The organism is Pseudomonas sp. 10-1B (assembly GCF_000935045.1).
Taxonomy (GTDB): Bacteria; Pseudomonadota; Gammaproteobacteria; order Pseudomonadales; family Pseudomonadaceae; genus Aquipseudomonas.
Window position 1 is genome coordinate 352,435 of the sequence record NZ_JYKS01000004.1, and the last position, 18,272, is coordinate 370,706.

The 18,272-nt window shown below is 61.0% G+C and carries 20 protein-coding genes; 17 read left to right on the forward strand and 3 right to left on the reverse strand.

What is annotated here, in order from left to right; all coding sequences use genetic code 11:
• The first annotated feature begins 108 nt into the window (after positions 1-108).
• The 14 genes from TZ03_RS03510 to TZ03_RS03575 all read left to right on the forward strand — a co-directional run bounded on the left by TZ03_RS03510 (position 109) and on the right by TZ03_RS03575 (position 12,576).
• Positions 109-528 (forward strand): helix-turn-helix domain-containing protein, encoded by a 420-nt coding sequence (locus TZ03_RS03510; protein WP_051095746.1) that lies wholly within the window; start codon positions 109-111, stop codon positions 526-528.
• Between the two features lie 209 nt (positions 529-737).
• Positions 738-1,073, forward strand: a complete 336-nt coding sequence (locus tag TZ03_RS03515; protein WP_051095747.1) for an RAQPRD family integrative conjugative element protein — start codon at positions 738-740, stop codon at positions 1,071-1,073.
• The gene (locus TZ03_RS03520; protein ID WP_051095748.1) at positions 1,060-1,299 is read left to right on the forward strand and encodes a TIGR03758 family integrating conjugative element protein; all 240 of its coding nucleotides are present in this window, start codon (positions 1,060-1,062) and stop codon (positions 1,297-1,299) included. Before TZ03_RS03515 ends, TZ03_RS03520 begins: the two co-directional genes overlap by 14 nt.
• A 15-nt stretch (positions 1,300-1,314) precedes the next feature.
• Positions 1,315-1,692 carry a TIGR03745 family integrating conjugative element membrane protein gene (locus TZ03_RS03525; protein WP_051095749.1) on the forward strand — a complete coding sequence of 126 codons (378 nt, stop codon included), beginning with the start codon at positions 1,315-1,317 and terminating at the stop codon, positions 1,690-1,692.
• A gap of 7 nt (positions 1,693-1,699) precedes the next feature.
• Positions 1,700-2,101 (forward strand): TIGR03750 family conjugal transfer protein, encoded by a 402-nt coding sequence (locus tag TZ03_RS03530; protein WP_051095750.1) that lies wholly within the window; start codon positions 1,700-1,702, stop codon positions 2,099-2,101.
• On the forward strand, positions 2,098-2,736 hold the full coding sequence (locus TZ03_RS03535; RefSeq protein ID WP_051095751.1) for a PFL_4703 family integrating conjugative element protein: 639 nt from the start codon (positions 2,098-2,100) through the stop codon (positions 2,734-2,736). Before TZ03_RS03530 ends, TZ03_RS03535 begins: the two co-directional genes overlap by 4 nt.
• Positions 2,736-3,542: a TIGR03749 family integrating conjugative element protein gene (locus TZ03_RS03540; protein WP_051095752.1), complete on the forward strand. Its 807-nt coding sequence runs from the start codon at positions 2,736-2,738 to the stop codon at positions 3,540-3,542. The genes TZ03_RS03535 and TZ03_RS03540 overlap by 1 nt, the downstream gene beginning before the upstream one ends.
• The gene (locus TZ03_RS03545; RefSeq protein WP_051095753.1) at positions 3,532-5,043 is read left to right on the forward strand and encodes a TIGR03752 family integrating conjugative element protein; all 1,512 of its coding nucleotides are present in this window, start codon (positions 3,532-3,534) and stop codon (positions 5,041-5,043) included. Before TZ03_RS03540 ends, TZ03_RS03545 begins: the two co-directional genes overlap by 11 nt.
• Entirely contained in the window at positions 5,006-5,425 is a 420-nt protein-coding gene (locus TZ03_RS03550) for a TIGR03751 family conjugal transfer lipoprotein (protein ID WP_051095754.1), read from the forward strand. Before TZ03_RS03545 ends, TZ03_RS03550 begins: the two co-directional genes overlap by 38 nt.
• Positions 5,425-8,166, forward strand: a complete 2,742-nt coding sequence (locus tag TZ03_RS03555; RefSeq protein WP_051095755.1) for a conjugative transfer ATPase — start codon at positions 5,425-5,427, stop codon at positions 8,164-8,166. The genes TZ03_RS03550 and TZ03_RS03555 overlap by 1 nt, the downstream gene beginning before the upstream one ends.
• 224 nt (positions 8,167-8,390) lie before the next feature.
• On the forward strand, positions 8,391-9,368 hold the full coding sequence (locus TZ03_RS03560) for a TIGR03756 family integrating conjugative element protein (RefSeq protein WP_051095812.1): 978 nt from the start codon (positions 8,391-8,393) through the stop codon (positions 9,366-9,368).
• A complete protein-coding gene (locus tag TZ03_RS03565; protein WP_051095756.1) occupies positions 9,368-10,723 on the forward strand; it encodes an integrating conjugative element protein in 1,356 nt (451 codons plus the stop codon). The genes TZ03_RS03560 and TZ03_RS03565 overlap by 1 nt, the downstream gene beginning before the upstream one ends.
• The gene (locus tag TZ03_RS03570) at positions 10,720-11,025 is read left to right on the forward strand and encodes a hypothetical protein (RefSeq protein ID WP_051095757.1); all 306 of its coding nucleotides are present in this window, start codon (positions 10,720-10,722) and stop codon (positions 11,023-11,025) included. Before TZ03_RS03565 ends, TZ03_RS03570 begins: the two co-directional genes overlap by 4 nt.
• Before the next feature lie 9 nt (positions 11,026-11,034).
• Positions 11,035-12,576 (forward strand): conjugal transfer protein TraG N-terminal domain-containing protein, encoded by a 1,542-nt coding sequence (locus tag TZ03_RS03575; RefSeq protein ID WP_051095758.1) that lies wholly within the window; start codon positions 11,035-11,037, stop codon positions 12,574-12,576.
• On the opposite strand, the gene TZ03_RS31195 is transcribed toward TZ03_RS03575, so the two are convergent.
• On the reverse strand, positions 12,565-12,930 hold the full coding sequence (locus TZ03_RS31195; RefSeq protein WP_177328428.1) for a hypothetical protein: 366 nt from the start codon (positions 12,928-12,930) through the stop codon (positions 12,565-12,567). The two genes, TZ03_RS03575 and TZ03_RS31195, sit on opposite strands and share 12 nt — an antisense overlap.
• A 438-nt stretch (positions 12,931-13,368) precedes the next feature.
• Between TZ03_RS31195 and TZ03_RS03580 the strand changes: the two genes are divergently transcribed.
• Both TZ03_RS03580 and TZ03_RS03590 read left to right on the forward strand, forming a co-directional pair.
• A complete protein-coding gene (locus TZ03_RS03580; RefSeq protein ID WP_051095759.1) occupies positions 13,369-13,734 on the forward strand; it encodes a DUF3085 domain-containing protein in 366 nt (121 codons plus the stop codon).
• A 703-nt stretch (positions 13,735-14,437) separates the two neighbouring features.
• Positions 14,438-15,376: an ArdC family protein gene (locus TZ03_RS03590; protein WP_051095761.1), complete on the forward strand. Its 939-nt coding sequence runs from the start codon at positions 14,438-14,440 to the stop codon at positions 15,374-15,376.
• Between the two features lie 81 nt (positions 15,377-15,457).
• Here TZ03_RS03590 and TZ03_RS03595 read toward each other — a convergent pair whose 3' ends face one another.
• Together TZ03_RS03595 and TZ03_RS31415 are read right to left on the reverse strand one after the other, a co-directional pair.
• Positions 15,458-15,823, reverse strand: coding sequence for a histone-like nucleoid-structuring protein, MvaT/MvaU family (locus tag TZ03_RS03595; RefSeq protein ID WP_051095762.1), 366 nt, complete (start codon positions 15,821-15,823; stop codon positions 15,458-15,460).
• 127 nt (positions 15,824-15,950) lie between these two features.
• Positions 15,951-16,145, reverse strand: a complete 195-nt coding sequence (locus TZ03_RS31415; RefSeq protein WP_075045791.1) for a hypothetical protein — start codon at positions 16,143-16,145, stop codon at positions 15,951-15,953.
• 224 nt (positions 16,146-16,369) lie between these two features.
• Here TZ03_RS31415 and mobH point away from each other — a divergent pair, with 224 nt between their 5' ends.
• A complete protein-coding gene (gene mobH, locus TZ03_RS03600; protein ID WP_051095763.1) occupies positions 16,370-18,088 on the forward strand; it encodes a MobH family relaxase in 1,719 nt (572 codons plus the stop codon).
• Positions 18,089-18,272 lie beyond the last annotated feature (184 nt).

An 18,272-nucleotide genomic window follows, 5' to 3' on the forward strand; every position in this document is an offset into this window, starting at 1 on the left:
CTGAACCAAGGGTGTATAGTAAAGTTGAATCAGGTGGCCAGAGCGCATGCATCTCCAACTAAAGTCGCCTTCAAATGTACCTACTTGCCCCACTCCTCAGGTAATTTCATGACGTTGAAGTCATCGTTTGCCAACGTGCTTCGAGTACTACGCAGTCAGCGCAACATCACCCAGCGCGGATTTGCCGACACGACCAGCCGTACCTACTTGTCCAAGCTCGAAACCGGTAGATCGAGCATCACGCTGGACAAACTTGAGCAGCTTAGCGAGCGATTGGAAATGAGCCCTTTGACACTGGTAGCTTTGACGCTAAGCGAGGATACGGGGCAGACGGCAAATGAGTTGCTCGCCAGAACCCAAAACGAGATCCGGGCGCTTGAGTCAGATGGCCGAATTCCAGGGTTACAGGCCACTCTGGGGAACGATCTAGCTGCACGTCCATTGCCGGCCAGCTCACGCAATCCTCGAATAAAAATGACCTCACACGCTATAGGTTCCGTTCAGGCGGAGCTGTCCTTCACCGACTGATGGCTGGCTAGCCTCTCAGGCGTTCGCTGCAGCATTCGTGAGGCCAGCAGCGCTCGCAGATTAGTATCGTCCCCACCTTGGTTGAACTCCAGTCTTACCCCGGTCCGGCCAACTTCGCCAGAAAGCGAAAGGCCAAGAATCCTTTTAACTCGTGCCCCAACTCGCCCACTCAGTAATGGTGGCGACCAGAGATTGCTCTGGAGCCCGCCATGAGGACATATGCCTTCCCGTTGCTTGTGATTTTTCTAGCAACACTCCCGGCTGTTGCACAAGAAAATCGCGAGCGCTCGGATCTGGGACTCGTGCAACGACAGTTCAATGCCATCGAACAGTTGGTGGATCGCGCGGAAAGCGGCTCTGACGGTGCCACTGGAGCGCGCTATCGCTTCGACTATCAGAGGTTTGCGGCCGACCTCGAACGTGTACGTGAAGGCATCCGTAACTACCTGTCACCCTCCCGCGCGCAGCCAGCCGACCTGGTCGAGCTGGCCGGTCAGTACCGTACTGAAGCGCCTCACTCGAGCCCCTCCAATGAGCATGACTGAAGCTCAACTCAGCGCGTTTTCTGCCGTGGCCGGGTTCACCCCGCAGCTCAGTTCGGTGCTGTGGCGCTCATCGGTACTGGTGCTCGCGTTGCTCTGGTGCGCTTGGGCCCTGTGGACCGGCTACCGCGGATGGGCTGCCGGTAACCTCAATTTCGGCGCATTGGGCGGCAGCACGCTGCGCCTGGCGTTAGCACTGATCGTGCTGATGTTTTTCATGCTGTCGTAACTAGGAGACCCTGCCATGAAACCCTCCCGTCGCTGCCTCCTTCCGCTGCCCCTGCTGCGAGCTACCTATCCAAAAGCCCTGTTCGGCAGTTTGGTGCTGCTGAGCTCGACGCTGGCGTGGGCTGATCTGCCGACAATGGAAGCGCCCTCCCGCGGCGAAGGCTCGGGCCTGATCGACACCATCAAGAACTACGCCTACGACGGCGGCATCCTGCTAGGCCTTTTGATCGCCACCCTCGCCTTTCTCGGTGTGGCCTGGCATTCACTTACCGTCTATGCCGACGTGCAGAACCAGCGCAAGACCTGGAAGGACCTCGGCGCCGTGGTCGGCGTCGGTGCACTTTTGGTGGTGGTGATTCTGTGGTTCCTGACCAAAGCTGCCACGATTCTGTGAGGTCGCCATGTCCGACGTCCCTGCTACCCTACCCGACGGCACTCTGACCTTCCTGCCGGAACGCCTCAACCGCGATCCAGCCGTCCTTCGCGGCCTCACCAACGACGAGATGTGGGTCGCCCTGATCGTCGGTGCCGTGCTGGGTGTGGTCCTCGGCGGACCACTGGCGGTGGCCACCGCCTCCATCGCCACGCTCCCCACCTGCCTGTTCTTGAGCATGGCGTTGGTGCTGCTCGGCGGCGGCAAACTGCTGCGCCGGGCCAAACGCGCCCGCCCCGAAACCTGGTTGTACCGGCGCCTGCAGTGGCAGCTGGCGGTGCACTGGGGCATCGGTACTCACCAGTTGATCCTGCACTCCGGCCCGTGGACCGTGCGCCGTACACGCGGACGTGTGAGGGCCACGCCATGAGCCGTTTTCGCAACAAGGTAGATGCGCAGCAGGCGCATATCCTCAGCCTGCGCCTGGCCGTGGTGACCCTGGCACTGCTGTGCGCCGGACTGTGGTACGGCTGGCAGTCCGCCCCCTCCGAACTGACCATTCACGTGCCACCCGACCTACGTTCCGGTAGCACCCGCAAATGGTGGGACGTGCCGCCGGAAAACATCTACGCCTTCGCCCTGTACATCTTCGGCCAGCTCAACCGTTGGCCCACCGACGGCGAGGTCGACTACCACCGCGCCATCTTCGCCTTGCAGCCCTACCTGACACCAGCGTGCAAGACCTTCTTCGACGGCGACTTCGAGTACCGCAAGGCCGCAGGCGAACTGCGCGGCCGCGTGCGCGGCGTGTACGAAGTGCTGGGCCGCGGTTACAGCAACGATCCCGACCTGCGGGTAAAGCAGCTGGATAAGCACAGCTGGCTGGTCAAGCTCGACCTCAATGCCGACGAGTACTACGCCGCTGAGCCGGTGAAGCGCGTGGTGGTGCGCTACCCGCTGCGCGTGGTGCGCTTCGACGTCGATCCCGAGCACAACAAGTGGGGCCTGGCCCTGGACTGTTACGAAGGCACACCGCAGAAGCTGACGCTGCCGGGAGGTGCGTGATGATGCGTGTCTTAATCCTGATTCTGGTCTTGGTCGCCGGCTGGTGTTCCGCCGTAGCTGCCGTCGAGGTCAAGTACTGGGACCGCCTGCCGCTGGCCGTGCCGCTGACGGTGGGCCAGGAACGTATCCTGATGCTGGATGAGGATTTCCGCGTCGGGCTGCCCAGCGCGACCACCAGCAAGCTGCGCGTGCAGTCGGTCGGTGGAACGGTGTACCTGCGTGCGTCGGAAGCCACCCCCCCTACTCGACTGCAACTGCAGTCGGTGAAGTCGGGGGACATCATCCTGGTCGACGTCGAAGCACTCGAAGGTAACGAGGCGCTTGAGCCGGTTAAGATCGTTGCCCAGGCACAGGCTACGGACGTGGACACCGCGAAAGACACAGCGCCTGCAGCGACGCCAGTACCGGTTGTGCTGACTCGCTATGCGGCGCAGAACCTGTATGCGCCGCTGCGCACCGTGGCACCCTTGCCTAGTGTGCGTCGGGTCCCGCTAGGCGACTCCTCTGGATTCAGCACACTGCTACCGACCGAGCATGTGGCCATCAAGGGACTCGCAGCCTGGCGGCTGGGTGAGTATTGGGTGACGGCGGTGAAGATCGTCAACCGTGGGCCGGCCAAGGTCACGCTGGACCCGCGTCACCTGCAGGCCACGCTGTACGCCGCCACCTTCCAGCACGAGTACCTTGGCCGCGCTGGTACGCCCGAAGACACCACCGTGGCGTACCTGGTCACCCGGGGCGGCGACCTGAAGCACGCGCTGCTGCTGCCACCTCTAGCGCCGGAGGCCGCCGATCATGAAAGCTAACGGCTTGCTGAAATGGCTGGTACCTGGCGTTCTGCTGGGGATTTTGCTGATTATCGGCAAATCCTGGGTGACTGCACCGAACGCTCGGCCTGTCCATGACCCCGAGAACACCACCCTCAGCCCGGATCAGGCCAAGGCCCTCGGCATCGCCGGCGACACGCCGCACGACACCGTGGCCACGTTGATCGGCCAGGTCAAGGCGATGCGCAGCGAGATGCTGTCGCTGAAGAAAGACAACGAGACGCTGCAGACCGAGAACAATCGGCTGCGCACGCGTGAGGGCAACATCGACAGCCGAATCCAGAACACGTTGAGCAGTGTCACCCAGCAGGTCTCCGAGCAACGCCAGCAGGCCAACGATGCCCGGCAGAAGGCCGAGCAACAGCACCGCGAGACCCAGGGTTTGCTGTCCCGGCTCAAGGACCAGCTCACCAGCAAGCCCACCACCACGAAGTCCGACGTGCCGGTGGGCTTCGGTCTCGAGCCGGGTGACGAGCAACAATTCTCTGGGGCCCAACCGCCGGCGGATGCGGTGCAATGGATCGAGCCGTCGAATGCGCGACCCAACCAGGAAGTAGCGAGCAAAGCCGAGGGCCCGTTGACGGCGCTGACGTCGAAGTTCAAGGATCTGCATGGCCTGGACAACAACGCGATCGACCGCGGTCAGGATCATCTACGTGCCGTAGCCAAAGGCGAGCGCGACCTGGAGAGCACTCAGGATCGCGCCGAGGGTGCCATGCCGGTCTACACCATCCCGGAGAACTCGACCCTGATGGGCTCGATCGCCATGACGGCCCTGATTGGTCGCGTACCGGTAGACGGCACGGTGAACGATCCCTACCCGTTCAAGGTGCTGGTGGGACCGGACAACCTTACCGCCAACGGCATCGACCTGCCGAACGTGGTCGGTGCGGTCATGAGCGGGACCGCAGCCGGAGACTGGACCTTGTCCTGCGTGCGCGGCCAGGTTGAGTCGATCACCTTTGTCTTCAGCGACGGTACTGTCCGCACAGTGCCACAGCCGCAGAAGGTGGTCAGCCGAAACCGCAGCAGCACCCAGACCTCGGACATCGAGAAAATCCGCGGCAGCCTGGGCTACATCTCCGACCCTTACGGCATTCCCTGCATCGCCGGTGAACGTCGCTCCAACGCCCAACAGTACCTGGGCAGCCAGAGCCTGATCACCGCAGCCGGCGCCGGCTTCGCTGCAGCGCTGGGCAGCGAACAGACCAATACCTCATTCATCAACTCGGCCAGCGGCAGCCTGGGGCTGGCCCAGAACAGCGGTAACAGCGCGCTGAACTCGGTCATCAGCGGTGGCATCGGCGACATCCGTGACTGGATCAACAAACTCTACGGCGAAGCCTTTGCCGCCATCTACGTGCCACCGGGGGCCAAAGTGGCGTTGCACCTGGATCACGAAATCAGCATCGACTACGAACCTAAAGGCCGGAGAGTGAACCATGAAAACCCATCCGTTTCGGTACTGGACCTGGATTAGCCTGCTGCTTTGCCTGCACCTGGCGGGCTGCACCACCAGCAAGGACGAAATGTTGCCCCACAGCGAGCAAACCATGCTGGATATCTGGAACAGCGGCGGCTCGGTCGGCACCCAGCAGCAGTTGCAGGAAGCCCGCAGTGAGCTGCGCCGGCCGGTGCTCGATCCCGAGCGTCTGATCAAGGACCAGAGCACCTACACCCGCACAGCCGCCAACGAGATCCGCGCGCAGTTCCCGCGCCTGCCCAACCCTGACCTGGTCATGTACGTGTACCCGCACTTGGCCGGTACCCAGCAGACACCGGTGCCCGGTTACTCGACCGTGTTCCCGCTGTACGAGAAGGTCCAGTACGCGCTGCCCGGCGAACGCCTGGACGATCTGTGATGGACGATGACACAGATCGCGCCCCGCCACGCTGGCAGCCCTGGCGCGCGGCGCAGCGTCGGCGAGCAACGCGCGCGGATGAGGCCGCCCAGTATGCGCACAACCCCAGCTTCACCGACCACTTGCCCTGGGTCGAATACCTCGAGGAAGAGCAGTGCTTTCTGCTTGACGACAACCGGTCGGTGGGCGCCGTGTTCGAGTTGCAGCCGATCGGGACCGAAGGCCGTGAGCCCGAATGGCTGATGGCAGCGCGGGACGCCCTGGAAGATGCGCTGCAGGACAGCTTCGACGAGCTCGACCAGGCGCCTTGGGTGGTGCAGTTTTTCTGTCAGGACGACAGCGACTTTTCCCCGTACCTGGAGCGCCTGGAGCAGTACGTCGCGCCGCGGGCAACAGGCACGCCGTTCACCCAGGCCTTCCTCACATCGATGCAGCGCCACCTGGATGCCATCGCCAAGCCGGGTGGTTTGTTCGACGACCATGTCGTCTCACACCTGCCTTGGCGCGGCAGCAATCGGCGGATTCGGCTGGTGGTCTATCGCTGGCTCGGTGACCAGGCCGACGACGAAGGGCAAAACCCCGCTCAGTTGCTGAGAAGGACCTCTGACCGCCTGATGGCCTCGTTGCAGGCCTGCGGGGTCAATCCTCGCCGACTGACCGGGCGTGACTTCTACGCCTGGCTGCTGCCCTGGTTCAACCCGGCCCCTACCCTCACCGGCGAATCAGCGGCGGCGTTCTATCGACGTGTGCCCTACCCGGAGTCAGATGACGGCGATGGCCTGTCGCTGCCGTTCGACCACGACTTTGCCGAGCGACTGTTCTTCCATGAGCCGCGCTCGGACAGCGAGCAGGGGCTGTGGTACTTCGATCACCAGCCGCACGCGGTGATGGTGGTCGACAAACTGCGCAGGCCACCCCACATCGGCCAGCTGACCGGCGAGACCCGCAAAGGCGAGGCGCTCAACGCGTTGTTTGACCAATTGCCGGAGCAGGCCGTCATGAGCCTGACCTTGGTGATCACGCCCCAAGATGTGCTCGAGGAGCAGCTCAATCGCCTGGCGCGCAAAGCCATCGGCGAAAACCTCGCCTCGACCCAGACCCGCCAGGACGTGGAAGAGGCCCGTGCGCTGATCGGCCGCCAGCACAAGCTGTACCGCGGCACCTTGGCCTTGTACCTGCGCGGCGCCGATGAACAGGAACTGCGCCAGCGCTCGATCCAGGCCGCCAATGTGCTGCTCGGTGCCGGCCTGCAACCGGTCCGCGAGGGCGATGAAGTCGCCGCATGCAACAGCTACCTGCGCTGGTTGCCGATGGTCTACAACCCCGCCCGCGATACGCGCAACTGGTACACCCGGTTGTTGTTTGCCCAGCATGTCGCCAACCTGCTCCCCCTGTGGGGACGCAGCATCGGTACCGGCAATCCGGGCATCACCTTTTTCAACCGAGGTGGCGCGCCGCTGTCGTTCGATCCGCTGTCACGCCTCGACCGTTCCATGAATGGCCACCTGCTGTTGTTCGGCCCGACCGGGGCTGGCAAGTCGGCCACCCTGGTGTCGATCCTGATGCAGGTCATGGCCGTGTACCGGCCCCGGCTGTTTATCGTCGAAGCCGGCAATTCCTTCGGCCTGCAGGGCGACTACTTCGCTACCCTCGGGCTGAGCGTCAACAAGGTCCAGCTCAAACCGGGCAGCGGCTTGAGCCTGGCGCCTTTCGCCGATGCCCGGCGGCTGATCGAACACCCCGACCAGGTCGCCAGCCTGTCGACCGAGAATCTGGATGAGATTGCGTCGGACAGTGACGAGCAACGCGACGTGCTGGGCGAGCTGGAGATCACCGCCCGCCTGATGATCACTGGCGGCGAAGCCAAGGAAGAAGCGCGACTGACCCGGGCAGACCGCAGCCTGATCCGTGAGTGCATCCTCGATGCCGCCAGGCACTGTGCGGCCAACAATCAGCAGGTCATGACGTGCCATGTTCGTGATGCCCTTCGCGCGGTCGCCAGCGACGCCCATCTGCCCGACAAGCGTCGCGAGCGGGCCCAGGAAATGGCCGAGTCCATCGACCTGTTCTGCCAGGGCTTCGAAGGCGCGTTGTTTGATCGGCCGGGCACACCCTGGCCGGAAAGCGATGTCACGATCGTCGACCTCGCCACTTATGCCCGTGAGGGCTATGAAGCGCAGATGTCGATCAGCTACATCAGCCTGATGAACACGGTGAACAACCTCGCCGAACGCGACCAGTACCTCGGTCGCCCGATCATCATGGTGACCGACGAAGGCCACATCATCACCAAGAATCCGCTGCTGGCGCCCTTTGTGGTCAAGGGCACCAAGATGTGGCGCAAGCTAGGCGCCTGGTTCTGGTTGGCAACGCAAAACCTGGCCGACTTCCCCGATACAGCACAGACCATGCTCAACATGATCGAGTGGTGGATCTGTCTGAACATGCCGCCAGCGGAGATTGAAGAGATTGCGCGCTTCAAGAAGCTCACGCCGGCGCAAAAAGCGCTGCTGCTGTCTGCGAGCAAAGCCTCGGGCAAGTACACCGAGGGCGTAGTGCTGTCGAAGCAGCTGGAGACGCTGTTTCGGGCGGTACCACCGAGTTTGTACCTCGCCCTAGCCATGACTGAACCCGAGGAAAAAGCCCAGCGCTGGCGGCTGATGGAGGAGCATCAGCAGTCCGAGCTGGACGCCGCCCTGCAGGTCGCCGCGGAGATCGATCGCCTGCGCGGCATGTCGTGAACACCTCAGTACCAGCGTAGTTCGACGCCCTTTCCCTCTATGAAAATCGACAGAAGTACATTTGTACTCCATTGATATTTTCGCACTATTCGCAGCCTTCAGTTGAGCGACTGACGAAACCGATCACCCCGGCCTCGGTTTGTTCGTCTCGCTCTTTTGCCTGATCGGGGATGCTGCAGCTTGGCGCATGGATGCACACCGCTGCCACCTGCCGAGCGCTGCCCATGAACGTGACCGTCACGCCCCCATGCAGAGCACCACAGCCCAAGAAGACTGATCGTGGCCGTGCGTTCATAGCGATCGTTTTGCTCGTGGCTGCCGAGCAGTGTCTGGCGCTGACCACCCCCGCCATCATTGCCTCCGTCACGTCGCTGCAGTGTCTGGAGTACCGAATCGTCGGGATCTGCTACTGGCTGCTCTGCACGCCGTTCGGCTGCACAGTGAGGACCTCGCCCAAAGTCCGGCACTTCATCCCCGAGTTGGTGGTATCAAGCTATTCCGCCACCGGCGGCAATCCTTGGGACGAGATGTCCGCATTGTCGGTGCCGACGCCCGCGTCGCAAGGCGGGGGCAACCTGATCACGCCTTCGCCACAGCGCAACAACCTGGCCCGGTTCAAGAATGTCGACGGCATCGGGCATCCCGGCGGCGCTGCGTTGACAGCCCTGGCCCACAGCTTCGGCTATGCGTGTCCGAGCGGGGCGGTGCCGCTTGCGCCCTACTACCTCAGCACACTCGATCCGCTGGCCTGGCGCCAAGCCATCCCCGAGTCCGTCTACCCGCAGGCGCTCATTCCGGGCATGCGCGAGATTGGTAGCCAGGCCCTCGGCAACATGTGGGGCAGCGTCTACCCACGGCAGGGTTTTCTGGTACAGCCCGACGACTTCAAAGCCTCCGCCGTGATGGCGCAACGGGCCAGTGATTTCATCACGCGCGTCGGCCAACCGCATGTCTATCTACCGCTGCAGCCAACGCCCTCGCCGGGCTATTGGCCGCCGCAGCCGGTGATGGAGAACAACGTCAACAACCATCGCTGGCAGTTGCTCGCACCAGTTATTCAGAACACCTGCGCCATCTTCCCCAGCCCGACCATCCAGAGTGCCGATGGCGCCTATGCCTGGTCGCTGTGGCGGCCCTACCGCTGCTGCCAGCGCATGGGCCAGACCTTTCTGTTCAGCATCGACTTCGATGGAGGCCGATGATGAACGCCCTTACGCTCGGGTTGGCATGTTTCCTCGTTTGCGCCGCCGGCCATGCCGCCGAGAACGGCTACCACCTTGGGGATCAGGCCCAGGTGTTGGACGACCGCGTGATGTACACCATCGGCGGCGGATCGGCGGCGGGCGCGCCCTCCTCGCTCTACCGACCCAGCGGGCTCGGCGTGGGCCTGTCCTGGCGTGCGAACATGATGTGCGGAAACATGAACCTGTCCAACACCCTGCAGAATCAGCTCAACGGTGCCACGCAGGGTTTCCAGCAGATCATGGGCAATGTCATCCAGAACGCCACCCAGGCGGTGATGTCGCTGCCGGCGATGATCATCCAGCGCGCTAACCCTGGGCTGTATGAACTCCTGAGCAATGGCGTGCTGCAAGGGCGCATCGACTTTGACCGTTCAAAGCTCACCTGCCAGGCGATGGCGGCCAGAATGGCGGACAAGGTGGACCAAGCCGGTTGGGGAGCGCTGGCACAGAACCAGGAAATGCAGCACAACCTGGAGCAGTCCGACGGGGATGCCGTGGTGGCGGTGAAAAACACCGAATCGAACAATGGCAACAACGGCGTCAGTTGGGTCGGTGGGCAGAAAGCTGGCGGCCATGGCCAGGCGCCCATTCGGGTGACCTCGGACGTGGTCAAGGCGGGCTATAACCTGCTGCACAACCGCTCGGTCGAGGACACCTCGGCCATCGGCTCGGGATGCCAGACTGGCGCGATCTGCCAAGCCTGGTCGACCCCCGAGGAGGCTTCCGAATGGGCTACTCGGGTGCTCGGAGAAACCGAGGTAGAGACCTGCGACGACTGCGAGACGTTGCGCGTGAGCGCGGGTGCAGGTCTCACGCCGCTGATCCAGGAAACCTACACGCAGCACCTTGAAGGTCTTGAGCGCATGCTGTCGGGCGCTGAGCAGCCTACACCGGAAAACCTTGGCAAAGTCTCCAGCCCTTTGCTGCCAGTCTCGCGCGGGGTCATCGAGGGTCTGCGCGACGACCCTGACCAGAACCTGCTGGCCCGGCGCTTGGCCAGTGAGACCGCGCTGTCGAGTGTGATCTACAAGGCGATGCTGCTGCAGCGTACGTTGCTGGCCGGCAGCCGTGAGCCCAATGTGGCATCGGCGCAGCCCGCCACCACCGCCCTCGACAGCAATGGCGAAACGCTGGAGCGCGAGATCCGCCTGCTGCAAACGGAACTGCAGGTACGCCAGTTGCTGGCCACCAACACCGTCAGCTTGGTCCTTGATCGCCACGCCGGCGGCGCCGACGCCTCGCGTAGCATCGATCAGCGCGACCCGCAGCCGGACCGCCTGCGCCGGGCGGACCAGGGGAGAAGTGCACCATGATGCCGTTTTCTTGGAGGACCACGGTCATCCAGGTCCTGCTGATCTTCGGCGCCATTGTGGCCATGTTGCTGATTGCCTGGATGGCGCTGCACCTGACCGACGCCCAGCTTGATGGGTTCGAACCAGCCCGGCTGACGTCACCCTATTTCGCCTACTGGCGCGCCCTGCTGTACACCCTGATCTTCGCCGGCTGGTCCGCGGGGCTGCGCTTGCGGTCAGCGCCCGAGGAGCAGCAACGGCTCAAGCACCTGGGGCTGATCGGTTTCGGCTCGATCATCCTGGTCGAACTGTCGCGCGTGTGAGGTGCAACCATGAACATGAGCACCAACAGCTACCTTGAGTACTACCTGTCGCTGCTCGCCTGGATCATCAACAACGGTATCTGGAACACGCTGGCAGACACGGGTCTATTCGCCGCGCCGTTTGGCGCGATCATCCTGCAAGAATGGCTGTCGGCCCGCCAACAGGGTGCCGACGAGGGCAACAAGGGCTTACTGTCGATTCCACGAGTCGAGAACCGCCTGTGGATGAGCTACGTGGTCATCCTGTTTGGCTGCATGCCGTTCTTCCCGTTGAACCTGTCCTCGGTGACCTTCGATGATGCGGCTAGCCAGCGCTGTGGTGTGTCGATGGCCAAGCCCGCCGACACGGCCTGGGGCACGACGTTCAACACCATCGGCGAGAAGTCAGCGAATGTGCCGGTATGGTGGTATCTGGTGCATGCCATGAGCAAGGGCATCACCGCCGCTGCGACTGCGTCTATCCCGTGTGCACCCGACATCCGCGCGATGCGCATGGAGATCGACAGCTCGCGGATCAACGACCAGGTGCTGCTGCAGGAAGTCGCCGACTTCACCCGCGACTGCTACGGCTTTTCGCGCTCGCGGCTGTTTACCAATCGCCCCGAGCTGGACGAATCGCAGAGCTACGATGCGTCCTGGATCGGCTCGACGTATTTGCTCAACACGCCGGGCTATTACGACACGGATCGCTCGCACACCCCCCGAGTCGCTTGGCCGTACGACGAGACGCGGGATACCTCGCTGCCCCGGTTGGACAACGGCGCGGGCTTCCCTACCTGCAAGCAATGGTGGAGCGATGCCACGGTCGGGTTGCGTGATCGCCTGGTTGCCGAGGTCGATACAAACCTGCTCACCCAACTGCGCGGTTGGCTGACCGGGCGGACCTCCACCGAAATCGAAGACGCCACCCTGCGTGAACTGGTGAGTCCGCGGCAGCAGTCGTTGAGCATGGCGCCTGGGCAAGTATTCCAGGACTATGGCAGCAGTGCCCGAGGCGGCTCATTGACGCAAGGGCTTAATAACCTCGCCACCAACACCGGCCTGGCCCTGGGTTCATTCAGCAATTTCCCGGCGATGAATGCACTGCGCGCTGCATTGCCGATGGTTCAGGCTTTTTTAATCATGGGCACGATCATCAGCCTGCCACTGGTGCTGCTGATCAGCACCTATCAGCTCAAGGCGCTGATGACGATCACCTTCGCGCTGTTCACGCTGCACATGCTGACATTCTGGTGGGAGCTCGCACGCTGGATCGACTCGAGCATGCTGGACACGCTGTACCACCAAGTCTCGACCACGGATCAGGCGCTGTTGTCATTACCTACTGCAGGGTTCATGGATGGGACAGTCAACGCGCAGGTGATCGAGTACGTAATGGGTGCGATGTTCATTGTCTTGCCGGCATTGTTCGTCGGCGCAATGAGTTGGGCAGGGTACTCCGTGGGGAACGGAATACAGAGCATGCTGGCAAATGGCGGTAGGGCTGCGAGCGACGCCGCAAGCAAAGGCACAGCCCAACTGACCAATGCCGGAAAGAAATCAATCAGATGATTTGCAGTCACCTATGTAATGACCGTTACTATCGTAATCGCCAATATAGAGATCCGCGCCCAAATAGTCTGGGGTTGGTTCTTCTCGACTCGCCACAGGTTCGACGCCCCCCCACCAGCTGCGTATTACAGCAACTGCCAGATTGGTGATGATCAGCAAAGCGAAAGCGGTAGCTACAGCAATAAGACCAAATAAGCAAAGTAGCTTGCCGGCCACCGTCTCCAAAACTTTTCTACGGGGGCTTTTTGCCAGCCTCTCAGAGCTAGTCACCTTGAGGATTAAATTCCGCCAAGCTGTGCCTAGACTAGATCCCAGACGACCCGAAAATGAATGAGAACGGATATGGCAATTCATATTGCACCTCCACCGGCGTATAGCTCGTTGGATCCAAGACTCAAGTCTACTCCTTTCACACCTGCGAGCAGTACCGCTCATCATTTGGGACCAGACTAAAACAGCATCATGGAACGATGTGGACGCGAAGCCTGATTATGCATCTGACTTACCGTTGACCGCGGCCTACCCGCTTGCTATTTAAGAAGTGCAATCGCTGGTTTTCCAGCATCCCAGGTAGCCTTAACCTTCAAGGCTACGTCACTCCGGTGATGGTTATCCCCAAATGCGATTCGCGTTCGGCAGCTCGCATGGTTACCGCTCCCACGGTGATGAACGCTCTCTAATCCTCTGGCTCACCGAGCCTACGTCTCTGACTCGACCTTACTCAATCCATTCCAGTGCTGGGAATTTCCCCGCACGGGTGGCATTCCTCCGCACCCTCTGGAGGATCTCACCATGCTGCGTTTCACAGGCTCTGAACTTCATGCCGTGTTGGCCGAGGCCGGTATCAATGGCTGCCGGGTCATTTTGGTCAAGGACTACGGTGTCTATCTCATGTCGGAGGTCGGCGAGAACAAACCGGATGGGGGCGGCCGCAAACGCGTGGCCTACGCCACCGGCTGCAACCCTGACGTCGACGACTTCGATTCCTGGTGGAATCGCGCTCGAGACGAATTTGGTGGCGATGATTTCGCCGAGTACTTCGACATCGATGATCCTGTCCTGGCCAGTCTTCGCGGGACAGCGGGATCACTGGTGGTTGAAGTCACATCCACCCACGTGTACTTGGCCGCCGAGGTTAACCCTGAGAGAAAATCTTGAAGGCTGCTGCAGGCTTTACCCGCGTCCAGAAGCCCCTCGCAACGGGGCCTTTTTTGGATGTATTTCGCACCACATTGCGGAGGATTGAAGAGTGCCGTTGGTCAGGCATTTGAGGTCGATTTTCCTCCTTGGAACGCTCTGGACAGACGCACCCATGTGGGTTGCGGATTGGAGATTGACCTCCCCTCCGAGGGCGTTTTAATACATGCACGCTCCCTGCTCGCTGCGTAGCGAGCAGATCCACGCTGGCGCCCTGCTGCGGGATCGCGGAATCCGCTGCCCGGAGGTTCCAATGTCCAGGATCACCCCCTTCTCCACCGCCGTGGTACTGAGCCCAGGCGTATGGCGACAGTTCGTTGGAGCCGCCACAGACAACGACTCCGCCAGGCAATCAGCACAGCGCTTGACGGCCCTGCTCGACAGCGTCCTGACCTCAGCACCCCGTACTGTGCAGTGCCCGGTCGAGCTGAAGTGCCACTCCCCGCAGCGCGGAAACACATCACCTGCGTCCGTCCCACCACGGTTACAGCTGGCTCGCATCACACCACGCAGCGGCCCGGCTTTCCTATTCATCCGGCTGGCCGATGAGATCACGGTAGACATCGCCGCTCTCTGACCCCTCCAGCCCATCCACTGCCCCTTTCACCCCAACCGGGAACACTTCCCGGTCGGGCGGCGTTCCCCCTTCACAACGGAGAACGTCATGTCCGATATCTACCTGGACGTCACCAACAAGGTCGTCAGCGCCCTGAATCAGGGTGTGATCCCTTGGATCAAACCCTGGACCACCACAGGCTTGCATGCTGACTCGCCTTTTCCCATCAACGCCATCACTCGGCGCCCTTACGCTGGCATCAACATTCCGCTGTTGTGGGCCGAGGCCCGTCTGCGCGGTTTCCGCGAGGATCGTTGGCTCACCTTCAACCAGGCGCGCAAGGCCGGTGGCCATGTACGCAAGGGCGAGCAATCGACCCTCGCGGTGCTGTACAAACCCATGAGCAAGGAAGCGCACGACGAGGACGGTCAGGTCGTTCGTGATGAGCAAGGCAACATCAAGATGGTGCAGTTCGCGCTTCTACGGACGCATTGCCTGTTCAACATCGAGCAGACCGAGGACTTGCCTGACGAAGAGCCAAGTGGCGACGAAAACGACGGACAAGCGGCCTTCATCGATCATGCCCCCGCCGAGCAACTGCTGGTCGCCAGTGGAGCCCGAATCGAGCATCGCTATGGCGATGACGCCTTTTATCAGCCAGTGCGTGATCTCATCCAGTTGCCCACCAAGGCTCAGTTCGAGGACGTCGGCAGCTACTATGCGACGGCTCTGCATGAACTGACACACTGGTCGGGTCACCGTTCGCGTCTGAACCGCGAAGGCATCACTGGCGGACACGCGTTCGGATCCGCAGCGTACGCATTCGAGGAGTTGGTTGCGGAGATGGGCGCTGCATTTCTCTGCGCGCTGACCGGCACCCAGGGTGAGCTGCGTCACGAGGAGTACCTGGCCTCCTGGCTGAAAATCCTCAAGGAAGACAAGCGGGCGATTTTCCGCGCCAGCGGCCAGGCCCGTGAGGCGTCCGAATACCTGCTGGCGCTACAGTCCGATCAGGCCACTGAAACGACTGAACGACTAACAGCGTGACACTTTCAGCAAAAAGGCCCCATGATCGGGGCCTTTATTTTGCCCGTTGTCGGGCATCCGCTGCTGAGTCTGAGCAGTCGATTACTGCAGCCAGCCCTCGACAGTGTCCGAACCGTGCTCCTGCTTCCACTGCTTGAGGATCTTGTGGTTGCCGCCCTTGGTTTCGACGACTTCACCGCTGTGTGGATTCTTGTAGCGCTTGACTTCACGCGGCTTGCGCTGAACGCCAGTAGAGGAGCTGACTGCAGTCACGCTCACGCCCTTGGACGGGTCCAGAATGGTGATCACCTGACGCAAGTTCATGCCGTACTCTTCCAGCAAGGCTTTGAGCTTTTGTTCAAACTCGATTTCCTGCTTCAAGCCAGAGTCATTTTTCATCGCGTCCAGCTGTTGAAGTTGCGCAGCCAGTTGCGCTTCCAGTGCTTTGAATTCGGCAAGTTTGGACATGTGCAATTTTTCCTAAGGTTGAGGCATGTGAGGTGATAGTACCTGAGACACAACTACTAGCCGAGCTTTAATTCTCCCTTCGGATAACTTTTCATTCTTCGGAATTTACACATATGTATGTGACTACTCAGTCCGGCAAGAACTGGCAAAGGTGACCTACTAGTTCCCGAGGGGCGGGGCTGTTGCCAATCTTGAACAACATATCACGCTGACTGCGTGGCAGCTTTTTCGCACAGCGCTTGGCTGCTGATCGAATGGCAGCATCCGTACCATGAATTCGATCCGCCAGTAGCACGATCAAAACGGCATCGCTCAACGTCATCAGGCCACCTGCCCTAAAAATGATGCCAGACAGTCTACCCCCCGAGAAAAGGACAGGCCATTCCAATCCAGCACGTAACCCGATGCGCCAGGCTTCGTATTTTCGCGTTCGCAAAAAGGCCCAAGGGGGGTTAAAGGGTAACGGCGGCAATGGAAGGGGGCACAAGGGTAAGAGGCCTATCCGAAAAGGCAAAAGGACCTTCTGAATGCAAAGCAGGTAACACAATGAAGCGCTGGTGGTTTAAACATCAAAAAGGGGGTGCCGCAGAGCCCACGCTCGCTCCAGCTCCCAAGGGCTTCCTCCTCCCGCTATCCTCTGAATCCCTGCTCTGTGCCGAGCACCGGAAAAAGCTGCTCGAGCGCATCTGGCAGTACACGGCGCTCTCCGAGCCGCAGTTCGATCAACTCTACCTCGAGCCGATCCGCCGTTATGCCAGCTATGTACAGCAACTCCCCGCCAGCGAAAGCCACCATCATGCCTATCCGGGCGGCATGCTGGACCATGGACTGGAACTGGTGGCCTGCAGCCTAAAGCTGCGCCAGTCGTACCTGCTTCCCAGCGGCGCCGCACCGGAAGACCAGGCCGCACAGGCCGACGCTTGGAGCGCGGCGATTGCCTACGGCGCCCTGCTCCACGACATTGGCAAGATTGCCGTCGACCTTCAAGTGGAGTATCAGAGTGGCGAGGTGTGGCACCCCTGGCACGGCCCTTTGAACCAGCCCTACCGCTTTCGCTACGTGACCGGTCGCGACTACAAGCTTCACGGCGCCGCTACGGGGCTGCTGTACACGCATATTTTGACGCCTCTTCAGCTCGACTGGCTGAGCCACTATCCAACCTTGTGGGGCCATCTGCTCTTCCTGCTGGCCAACCACTACGAGCATGCCGGCACCCTCGGGGAACTGGTGCTGCAAGCTGACCGGGTTTCCACCGCACAAAACATCGGTGCCAACCCCACCAAAGCCTTGCAGGCACCTAAACACTCACTACAGCATCACCTGCTCACGGGCTTGCGTCACCTTGTCAAGAACGAGTTCAAGCTCAACCAGCCCGGTGCTGCTGGCTGGCTCACCGAAGACCATCTATGGCTGGTCAGCAAGACCGCCACCGACAAACTGCGCGCCTACCTGCTGGCTCAGGCCGTGGATGGCATCCCCTCCTCCAACATCGCCTTGTTCGATGAGCTGCAATCGTATGGATTGGTGGATGCGACACCGGAGGGCAAAGCGGTATGGAGCGCAAATGTCACCGGCAAAGGGTGGCAGCACCGCTTCACCTTCCTCCGGCTGCAACCGAGTCTCATCTGGGGCCATGAAGCGCGCCCCCAATGCTTTGAAGGAACCGTTGAGATTGTGACAGACGATGCCATGCCAACCAGTGAAGCCAGCGAGTCAGCCCCGACTGGCCCAGAAGCGGCCTCGGACGTAGAACAGCGTGCACGCTTGCCTCCGGACGAGAACTTCGCCTATCTCGATGATTTAATGGACATGTTGCAGGAGACGGTCAAGCACGAGCATGAGTCGATAGTTCAAGGACTGAAAGCCTCAACGGCTCTACTCAGCGATGCCTCAGGGCAGGCGTTTATCGAGTGGCTGCACAAGGGAATCCAAAACCACCATTTACTCGTCAACGACAGCAAGGCCAAAATCCACACAGTCGAAGGCACGTACTTCTTGGTGACACCTGGCATTTTCCAGCGCTATGCCGCCGAACATCCCGGACTGGCCGGTAGAGATCCTGAGAGCGACGCCTGGCGGTGTATCCAACGCCAGTTTGAGAAGCTGGACGTTCATCAGAAAAAGCCCAATGGTCAAAATATTTGGACCTGCAAGGTGGAAGGTCCCCGCAAGACTGGCTCTCTTATGGGCTATCTCCTGCGCGGAGCAGCAGGCATTGTCGGCGAGCGCCCGGCAGACAACCCATACCTCGAGCTGATCAGGTAAACCGCTGCTCTATGGCCAGCAACATTCCGTCGGGCCGGTTCTGACCGCAATGATGGATTGGAAATGTTCTTCCTGAGGGTCTTTAACAATGCTGCCTCCAGAGCAGCCATTCAGGTCTAGTACCATTTTTGTACCATCTTCTCTCTATCACAACCCAGCCCTTGCGCAGACATCGGCTACCATA